The following is an 8,445-nucleotide window of genomic DNA, read 5'->3' as shown; positions in this document are numbered from 1 at the left end:
TACCGCCCCAGCGGACTCGGCGTGGGCCTGTCCTGGCGGGCGAACATGATGTGCGGAAACATGAACCTCTCCAACACCCTGCAGAACCAGCTCAACGGTGCCACCCAGGGTTTCCAGCAGATCATGGGCAACGTCATCCAGAACGCCACCCAGGCGGTGATGTCGCTGCCGGCAATGATCATCCAGCGCGCCAATCCCGGGCTTTATGAGCTGCTGAGCAACGGCGTGCTGCAGGGGCGCATCGACTTTGACCGCTCGAAGCTCACCTGCCAGGCGATGGCGGCAAAGATGGCTGACAAGGTCGACCAGGCCGGCTGGGGGGCTCTGGCGCAGAACCAGGAAATGCAGCACAACCTGGAGCAGTCCGAGGGTGATGCCGTGACTGCGGTAAAGGACACCGAATCGAACAACGGCAACAACGGTGTCAGTTGGGTCGGCGGGCAAAAGGCCGGCGGCCATGGCCAGGTGCCGATCCGTGTGACCTCGGACGTGGTCAAAGCGGGTTACAACCTGCTGCACAACCGTTCGGTCGAAGACACCTCGGCCGTCGGCTCAAGTTGTCAGAATGGCGCGATCTGCCAGGCCTGGTCGAGCCCCGTCGAGGCGGCTGAGTGGGCTACCCGGGTGCTCGGCGAAACCGAGGTGGAGACCTGTGATGATTGCGAAACGCTGCGCGTGAGCGCGGGCGCAGGTCTTACGCCACTGATCCAGGAAACCTACACGCAGCATCTTGAGGGTTTGCAGCGCATGTTGTCCGGCACAGAGGAACCTTCCCCAGAGAACCTGGGCAAAGTCTCCAGCCCGTTGCTGCAGGTCTCCCGCGGCGTCATCGAAGGCCTGCGCGATGACCCCGACCAGAACCTGCTGGCCCGACGCTTGGCCAGCGAGACCGCGTTGTCGAGCGTGATCTACAAAGCGATGCTGCTGCAGCGCACGTTGCTCGCCGGCAGCCATGAACCCAATGTGGCGTCAGCGCAGCCCGCCACCACCGCCCTCAACAGCAGCGTTGAAACGCTGGAGCGCGAGATCCGTCTGCTGCAAACGGAGTTGCAAGTGCGCCAAGCGCTGGCCACCAATACCGCCAGCCTGGTCCTCGACCGCCACGCCGGCGGCGCCGATGCCTCCCGCAATATCGACCAGCGCGATCCGCGCCCAGACCGCCTGCAGCGAGCGGATCAGGGAAGGAGCACGCCATGATGCCGTTTTCTGCGAGGAGCACGGCCGTCCGAGTCCTGATGATCCTCGGCGCCATGATGGCCACGTTGCTGATTGCCTGGACGGCGCTGCAACTGATCAGCCCCAAGCTGGATTGGTTCGAGGAAGCACGCAGGCATACGCCCTATTTCACCTGTTGGCGCGCCCTGCTGTACGCCCTGATCCTCACCGGCTGGAGCGCAGCACTCCGCTTGCGGCCGCACCTGGAAGACCAGCAACGGCTGTTGCGCCTGGGCCTGATTGGCTTCGGCTTGATCGTCCTGGTCGAACTGTCGCGTGTGTGAGGTGCAGCCATGAACATGAGCACCAACAGCTATCTTGAGTACTACCTGTCGCTGCTGGCCTGGATCATCAACAACGGTATCTGGAACACGCTGGCAGACACCGGACTGTTTGCCGCACCATTTGGGGCGATCATCCTGCAGGAGTGGTTATCCGCCCGCCAACAGGGGGCCGATGAGGGCAACAAGGGCTTGCTGTCGATCCCCCGTGTCGAGAACCGGCTGTGGATGAGCTACGTCGTCATCCTGTTTGGCTGCATGCCTTTTTTTCCGCTCAACCTGTCCTCCGTAACCTTCGACGATGCGGCGAGCCAGCGCTGTGGCGTATCAATGGCCAAACCCGCCGACACGGCCTGGGGAACCACCTTCAATACCATCGGCGAGAAATCTGCCAACGTGCCGGTGTGGTGGTACCTGGTGCATGCCATGAGCAAGGGCATCACCGCCGCTGCCACAGCGTCGATTCCCTGCGCACCCGACATTCGCGCGATGCGCATGGAGATCGACAGTTCCCGGATCAACGACCAGGTGCTGCTCCAGGAAGTCGCCGACTTTACCCGTGACTGCTACGGCTTTTCGCGCTCGCGACTATTTACCAACCGCCCCGAGCTGGACGAATCGCAGAGCTACGATGCGTCCTGGATTGGCTCGACTTACCTACTCGACACGCCGGGTTACTACGACACGGATCGCTCGCGTACGCCCCGGGTTGATTGGCCATATGATGAGACGCGTGATACCTCCCTGCCCCGGTTGGACAACGGTGCGGGCTATCCAACCTGCAAGCAATGGTGGAGCGATGCCAGGGTCGGGTTGCGCGATCGCCTGGTCGCCGAGGTCGATCCCGATCTGCTCACGCAGTTGCGCGGCTGGCTGACCGGGCGCAGCTCCACCGAAATCGAAGACGCCACCCTCCGTGAACTGGTGAGCCCGCGCCAGCAGTCATTGAGCATGGCCCCTGGCCAGGTGTTCCAAGACTACGGCAGCAGTGCCCGAGGCGGCTCGTTTACGCAAGGGCTCAACAACCTCGCCACCAATACCGGCCTGGCACTGGGCTCGTTCAGCAACTTCCCGGCGATGAATGCGCTGCGCGCTGCATTGCCCATGGTTCAAGCCTTTCTGATCATGGGCACAATCATCTGCCTGCCACTGGTGCTACTGATCAGCACCTACCAACTCAAGGCGTTGATGACGATCACCTTCGCACTGTTCACGCTACATATGCTTACGTTCTGGTGGGAGCTAGCCCGCTGGATCGACTCGAGCATGCTGGACGCACTATACCACCAGGTCTCTGCCACAGACCAAGCGCTAATGTCATTGCCAACGGCAGGATTTATAGATGGGACGGTCAGTGCCCAAGTCATCGAGTATGTGATGGGAGTGATGTTTGTGGTGTTGCCGATGTTTTTCCTCAGCGTGACGAGCTGGGCGGGATACAACGTGGGCAGTGGCGTCCAAACCCTCTTAACGCGCGCAACGGAAGGGGCTCAAGCACAGGCTGAAAAAGGAACATCGCAACTAATGTCGGCAGCCCGCAAATCGAAATAACTGCTTACCTCGGGCAGCCATCGTCATCGTACATTTCTGGATATCTAAGATGATGTCGAGGGTTACTCATTTCATGTATCCGCGGTTGCCTATCAGTACTGATAGGCAGCGCCGCGATGGTCCACAGAGCAACCATTCCGATCGCCAGGAGGAAAGCGACTGATGCGACAGCGAGCAACAGAATCAACTTAACGGTCTGCATCCCGAGCCGGCGATACCCAAACGGCACGCTCACCAAAATCGGTGAATGCAAAACGCTGGCTTCTAGCCGATTCACCAATCGTCCCGCACGACCTGCGGCACGAATCAAGTATTTGCCGAATGGAGTACGGCTGTCGTTTGGAGAAGCTTGGGCCGTCATTTTCGTACCTCCGTTTACTTCACCGCACTTGCCGCCAAACCGCTCGAGACAATTTGGATCCAAACTCTAGCTTACTCCTCTGCTGCGGATTTCCATGACCGTTGATCACTTGGTTTACGCTGCTGATCGTCAATGGCACGGCAAGGATTGACGCACTGCTCCCTTCTGAAAATCACCATTGACGCTATGCCGGCCCGCTTGATAAACCGGACCTGCAAGCGCTGGAAACCCAGCACCCCAGGTGGCCACAACCTTCAAGGCCACATCACTCCCGTGATGGTTGCCCCAAGGGCGATTAGCGTTCGGTGGCTCGCCCGGTTACCGCTTCCGCGGTGATGAGCGCTCTTTCACATCGGCCTCACGGTGCCCTGCTCCGTTGAAGCTCCTTTTTTCATTTCCGTGCTGGGAATTCTTCCCGCATGGGTGGCATTCCTCCGCACTGCCTGGAGGAACTCACTATGTTGCGCTTCACAGGAACTGAACTTCATGCTGTCTTGACAGAAGCGGCCGTCATCGGCTGCCGAGTCGTCTTGGTCAAAGACCACGGTGTCTACCTAATGTCCGAGTTCGGTCAAAGCAGACCCAACGGAGGTAGCCGCAAACACATTGCCTACGCCATGGGTTGCAACCCTGACGTCGACGACTTCGACACCTGGTGGAGTCGCGCACGCAGTGAATTCGGCGGCGACGATTTTGCCGAGTACTTCGACCTTGATGATCCTGTTCTGGAAAGCCTACGCGGCACCAACGGGTCGCTGGTAGTTGAAGCCACATCCACGCACCTGTACATCGCTGCCGAGATTGCCCTCTCCGGGAAATCCTGAATGCTCTCGCAACACCCGCGATGTCTCAGGGAAGCACGAGCCAGTGCCTCTCTGGGATATCGCCCACTTCAATCTTTACGCCGACAGCAGCCGCTCATCTGGATGTTTCGAATGGAAAGCCTTTGCTGGAAGCTGGTGGAAACGTGCCCTGGTCGGTGCCCTTTATCGGGTATTGACCCAACAGACAAGCGCGTTTTAATGCCAAGACACGCCCTGTTCACAGTATGAGTTGTGGCGATGGAACTTCCCCCAAGTTGTTCGTGAAGCCATCGCCGGATCAGCTCCCGGGAGGAACCAGTGTCCAGGAAGAACCGCTCCTTACCCGCCATTGTCCTGAGCCCAGGGGTGTGGCAATTCATCGCTGAGGTTGGTACGGCTACTGACGAAGTCGAGCAATCAGGACAGCGCCTACAAGCCGTAATGGGCATCGTCTTGGCCTGTGTAGGTCGCCGCCGATTGCGCCTGCCGCTCACGCGATTGCGCACTCCACCGTTGCAAGGCAACTCAGCATCGTTAGCCGCTATTCCAGAGATGCTGGTCGCTCAGATGGCGCCGCGCAACGGCCCCGTATTTCTGCACATTAGGTTGCCACATGAGATCGGCGTGGACATCTCATCGGCCTGAAACGCCTCGCTCCACCACTGTCCACTTACCCCACCGGGAACCCTTCCCGGCCGGGCAGCGTTCCCCTTTTTGCACTGGAGAACGTCATGTCCGATATCTACCTAGACGTCACCAACAAGATCGTTAGCGCCCTGAGTCAGGGGTTGATCCCGTGGATAAAAACCTGGACCACTACAGGCTTGCAGGATGACTCGCCTTTTCCCATCAACGCGATTACCCGACGTTCCTACGCCGGCATCAACATTCCACTGCTGTGGGCCGAAGCCCGCTTGCGTGGGTATCGCCAGGATCGCTGGCTCACCTACAACCAAGCTCGCAAGGCCGGCGGCCATGTGCGCAAAGGCGAGCAATCGACCCTCGCGGTGCTGTACAAACCCATGAGCAAGGAAGCGCACGACGAAGAGGGTCAGGTCGTTCGCGATGAGCAAGGCAACATCAAGATGGAGCAGTTCGCGCTGCTGCGGACGCATTGCCTGTTCAACATCGAACAGACCGAGGGACTTCCCAACGAAGAACAGCCACGGGATGAGAGCACGGATTCGACAGCGTTCATCGATCATGCCCCCGCCGAGCAACTGCTGATCGCCAGCGGCGCACGCATCGAACACCGATACGGCGATAGCGCATGCTATCTACCGATTCGGGATCTCATTCAATTGCCCACCAAGGCCCAGTTCTTGGACGTCGGCAGCTACTATGCAACCGCTCTGCATGAGTTGACGCACTGGTCCGGTCACCACTCCCGCCTCAACCGGGAAGGCATCACTGGCGGGCATGGATTCGGCTCTGCAGCGTACGCCTTCGAGGAGTTGGTCGCGGAGATGGGCTCGGCATTTCTCTGCGCCCTCACTGGCACCCAGGGCGAACTGCGCCACGAGGAATACTTGGCGTCCTGGTTGAAAATCCTCAAGGAAGATAAGCGGGCCATCTTCCGCGCCAGCGGTCAGGCACGTGAGGCGTCCGAGTACCTGTTAGCGCTGCAGTCGGCGACCGAACGGCTAACGGTGTGACTTTTTCGCCTCAAACACAAAGGCCCCAACCGGGGCCTTTGCTTTGCTCGGATCACCGATGCATCAGTCGCTGCAATTGAGCAAGCGATTACTGCAGCCAGCTCTCGACGGTATCCGAGCCGTGCTCCTGCTTCCACTGCTTGAGGATCTTGTGATTGCCGCCCTTGGTTTCGACGATCTCGCCGCTGTGCGGGTGTTTGTAGCGTTTGACCTCACGCGGCTTACGCTGAGCGCTGGTGGAGGTGGCGGCGGTGCTCACGCTCACGCCCTTGGACGGGTCCAGTATGGTGATGACCTGACGCAGGTTCATGCCGTACTCATCCAGCAGAGCCTTGAGCTTGTGTTCAAACTCGATTTCCTGCTTCAAGCCGGAATCGTTTTTCATCGCGTCCAATTGTTGAAGTTGGGCAGCCAGTTGAGCTTCCAGAGCTTTGAATTCGGCAAGTTTGGACATGTGAAATCTTTCCTAGGGTTGGGGCATGTGTGGCGATATTACCTGAGGTACAAGTACTAGCCGAGCGTTAATTCGCACTTCAGCTAACTTTTCATCCCTCAAAATGTGCACATATCTATGTGACTAATCAGTCCGGCAAGAACTGGAAAAGGTGCCCCACTAGTTCACGAGGTGCGGCACTATTGCCGATCTTGAACAGCATGTCGCGCTGACTGCGTGGCAGCTGTTTCGCGCAACGCTTGGCGGCCGATCGAATGGCAGCATCCGTCCCATGAATTCGGTCTGCCAGTAGCACGATCAAAATGGCATCGCTCAACGTCATCAGGCCACATTCCTCGAAATAATGTCGGACAGTCTACCTCCCGGGAAAAGGACAGGCCATTCCAGTACCACAGTAACCCGATGCGCCAGGCTTCGAATTTTCGCGTTCGCGAAAAGGCTCAAGACGTGAAAGGGTAACTGTGGCAATGGTAAGGGGGGCACAAGGGTAAGAGGCCTATCCGAAAGGCAAAAGGACTTTCTGAACATAAAGCAGGTAACGCGATGAAGCGCTGGCGGTTCAAACATCAAAAAGGCAATGCTGCAGAGCCCACGCTCGCTCCAGCTCCTGAGGGATATTTCCTCCCACTGGCCCCTGAGTCCCTGCTCTGTGCCGACCACCGAAAAAAGCTGCTGGAGCGCATCTGGCAATACACAGCGCTCTCCGAGCCGCAGTTCAATCAGCTCTACCTTGACCCGATCCGCCGCTACGCCGCCTATGTACAGCAACTCCCTGCCAGCGAAAGTCACCACCATGCCTATCCGGGCGGCATGCTGGACCATGGACTAGAATTGGTGGCCTGCAGCTTGAAGCTGCGCCAATCGTACCTGCTACCAAGCGGCGCCGCACCGGAAGACCAGGCCGTCCAGGCCGACGCCTGGAGCGCGGCGATTGCCTACGGCGCCCTGCTCCACGACATTGGCAAGATTGCCGTGGATCTGCAGGTGGAGTATCAGAATGGTGAAGTGTGGCACCCCTGGCACGGTCCATTGACTCAGCCCTATCGCTTTCGCTACGTGGTCGGTCGCGACTATAAGCTACACGGCGCCGCAGCGGGGCTGCTATACACCCAAATCTTGATGCCCAGCCAGCTCGACTGGTTGAGCAGCTATCCGGTCTTGTGGAGCCACCTGGTTTTCCTGCTGGCCAACCACTACGACCATGCCGGCACCCTCGGCGAACTGGTACTGCAAGCAGACCGCGCATCCGCCGCACAAAACATTGGTGCCAATCCCACCAAGGCACTGCAGGCCCCCAAACACTCGCTGCAGCATCACCTGCTCGCTGGCTTGCGCCACCTGGTCAAGAACGAGTTCAAGCTCAATCAGCCCGGTGCGGCCGGCTGGCTCACCCAGGACCATCTCTGGCTGGTCAGCAAGACCGCCACCGACAAACTGCGCGCGTACCTGCTCGCTCAAGCGGTCGACGGGATCCCCTCCTCCAACATCGCCTTGTTCGATGAGCTGCAGTCACATGGGTTGGTGGACGCGACACCAGAAGGCAAAGCGATATGGAGCGCCACCGTATCAGAGAATGACTGGCAACATCGCTTTACCTTTCTTCGCCTGCAGCCGAGCCTTATTTGGGCCGATGAGCCTCGGCTAAATTGTTTTAGAGGTACGGTAGAGCCGATGAAGGTCGATCCCCTGCCGATTAGTGAAACCAGCGAATCAAGCACGTATAGGCCCCATAGTACCGTAGATGAAAAACGGCCGACCGCAGCTCCTCAGAATCAGGATCTCGAATACCTGGAAAATCTAATGGACATGTTGCAGGAGCCGAGCGAGTACAAGAAGGAACCGCTCCGGGAAAACCTGCATCTGGAATCAACACAGCGCGAAGATATCGGAGGGCGGTCCTTTATGGAATGGCTGCGGGAGGGAGTCCGTAGCCATCGCTTGTTGATCAACGACAGCAAGGCTAAAATTCACACTGTTGAAGGAACGTTTTTTCTGGTTACGCCGGGCATTTTTCAGCGCTATGCGGCCGAACATCTCGAACTAGCCAGCCGTGACAGTGAGAGCGACAACTGGCGGCTCGTCCAGCGCCATTTTGAGAAACTGAATAGCCATCATAAAAAGCCTA

General features: G+C 58.5%; 8 protein-coding genes. 6 read left to right on the top strand and 2 right to left on the bottom strand.

Annotated features, from left to right (window positions below; translation table 11 throughout):
* The 5 genes from ACF8K2_RS24695 to ACF8K2_RS24675 form a co-directional block, all read left to right on the top strand.
* The coding region (locus ACF8K2_RS24695) for an integrating conjugative element protein (RefSeq protein ID WP_392468338.1) at positions 1-1,197 on the top strand (1,197 nt) is incomplete at its 5' end.
* Positions 1,194-1,499, top strand: a complete 306-nt coding sequence (locus tag ACF8K2_RS24690) for a hypothetical protein (protein WP_392468335.1) — start codon at positions 1,194-1,196, stop codon at positions 1,497-1,499. The genes ACF8K2_RS24695 and ACF8K2_RS24690, both read left to right, overlap by 4 nt.
* Positions 1,500-1,508: 9 nt before the next feature.
* Complete coding sequence (locus tag ACF8K2_RS24685) at positions 1,509-3,047, top strand: conjugal transfer protein TraG N-terminal domain-containing protein (RefSeq protein ID WP_392468332.1); 1,539 nt, start codon at positions 1,509-1,511, stop codon at positions 3,045-3,047.
* An 819-nt stretch (positions 3,048-3,866) separates the two neighbouring features.
* Positions 3,867-4,232 carry a DUF3085 domain-containing protein gene (locus ACF8K2_RS24680; protein ID WP_392468329.1) on the top strand — a complete coding sequence of 122 codons (366 nt, stop codon included), beginning with the start codon at positions 3,867-3,869 and terminating at the stop codon, positions 4,230-4,232.
* Between the two features lie 710 nt (positions 4,233-4,942).
* Entirely contained in the window at positions 4,943-5,866 is a 924-nt protein-coding gene (locus ACF8K2_RS24675) for an ArdC family protein (RefSeq protein WP_392468327.1), read from the top strand.
* 88 nt (positions 5,867-5,954) lie between these two features.
* Here the strand turns inward: ACF8K2_RS24675 and ACF8K2_RS24670 are convergent, their stop codons facing one another.
* The gene (locus tag ACF8K2_RS24670; RefSeq protein WP_392468325.1) at positions 5,955-6,320 is read right to left on the bottom strand and encodes a histone-like nucleoid-structuring protein, MvaT/MvaU family; all 366 of its coding nucleotides are present in this window, start codon (positions 6,318-6,320) and stop codon (positions 5,955-5,957) included.
* 127 nt (positions 6,321-6,447) lie between these two features.
* Complete coding sequence (locus ACF8K2_RS24665; protein WP_392468322.1) at positions 6,448-6,642, bottom strand: hypothetical protein; 195 nt, start codon at positions 6,640-6,642, stop codon at positions 6,448-6,450.
* Between the two features lie 221 nt (positions 6,643-6,863).
* Between ACF8K2_RS24665 and mobH the strand changes: the two genes are divergently transcribed.
* On the top strand, positions 6,864-8,445 hold a 1,582-nt coding region (gene mobH, locus ACF8K2_RS24660), incomplete at its 3' end, for a MobH family relaxase (RefSeq protein WP_392468319.1).

The sequence above is a fragment of the Pseudomonas sp. xss_2 genome (assembly GCF_043104195.1).
Classification (GTDB): domain Bacteria; phylum Pseudomonadota; class Gammaproteobacteria; order Pseudomonadales; family Pseudomonadaceae; genus Aquipseudomonas; species Aquipseudomonas urmiensis.
The sequence above is the reverse complement of the archived record's forward strand: the minus strand, read 5'-3'. Positions and strand labels throughout refer to the sequence as shown.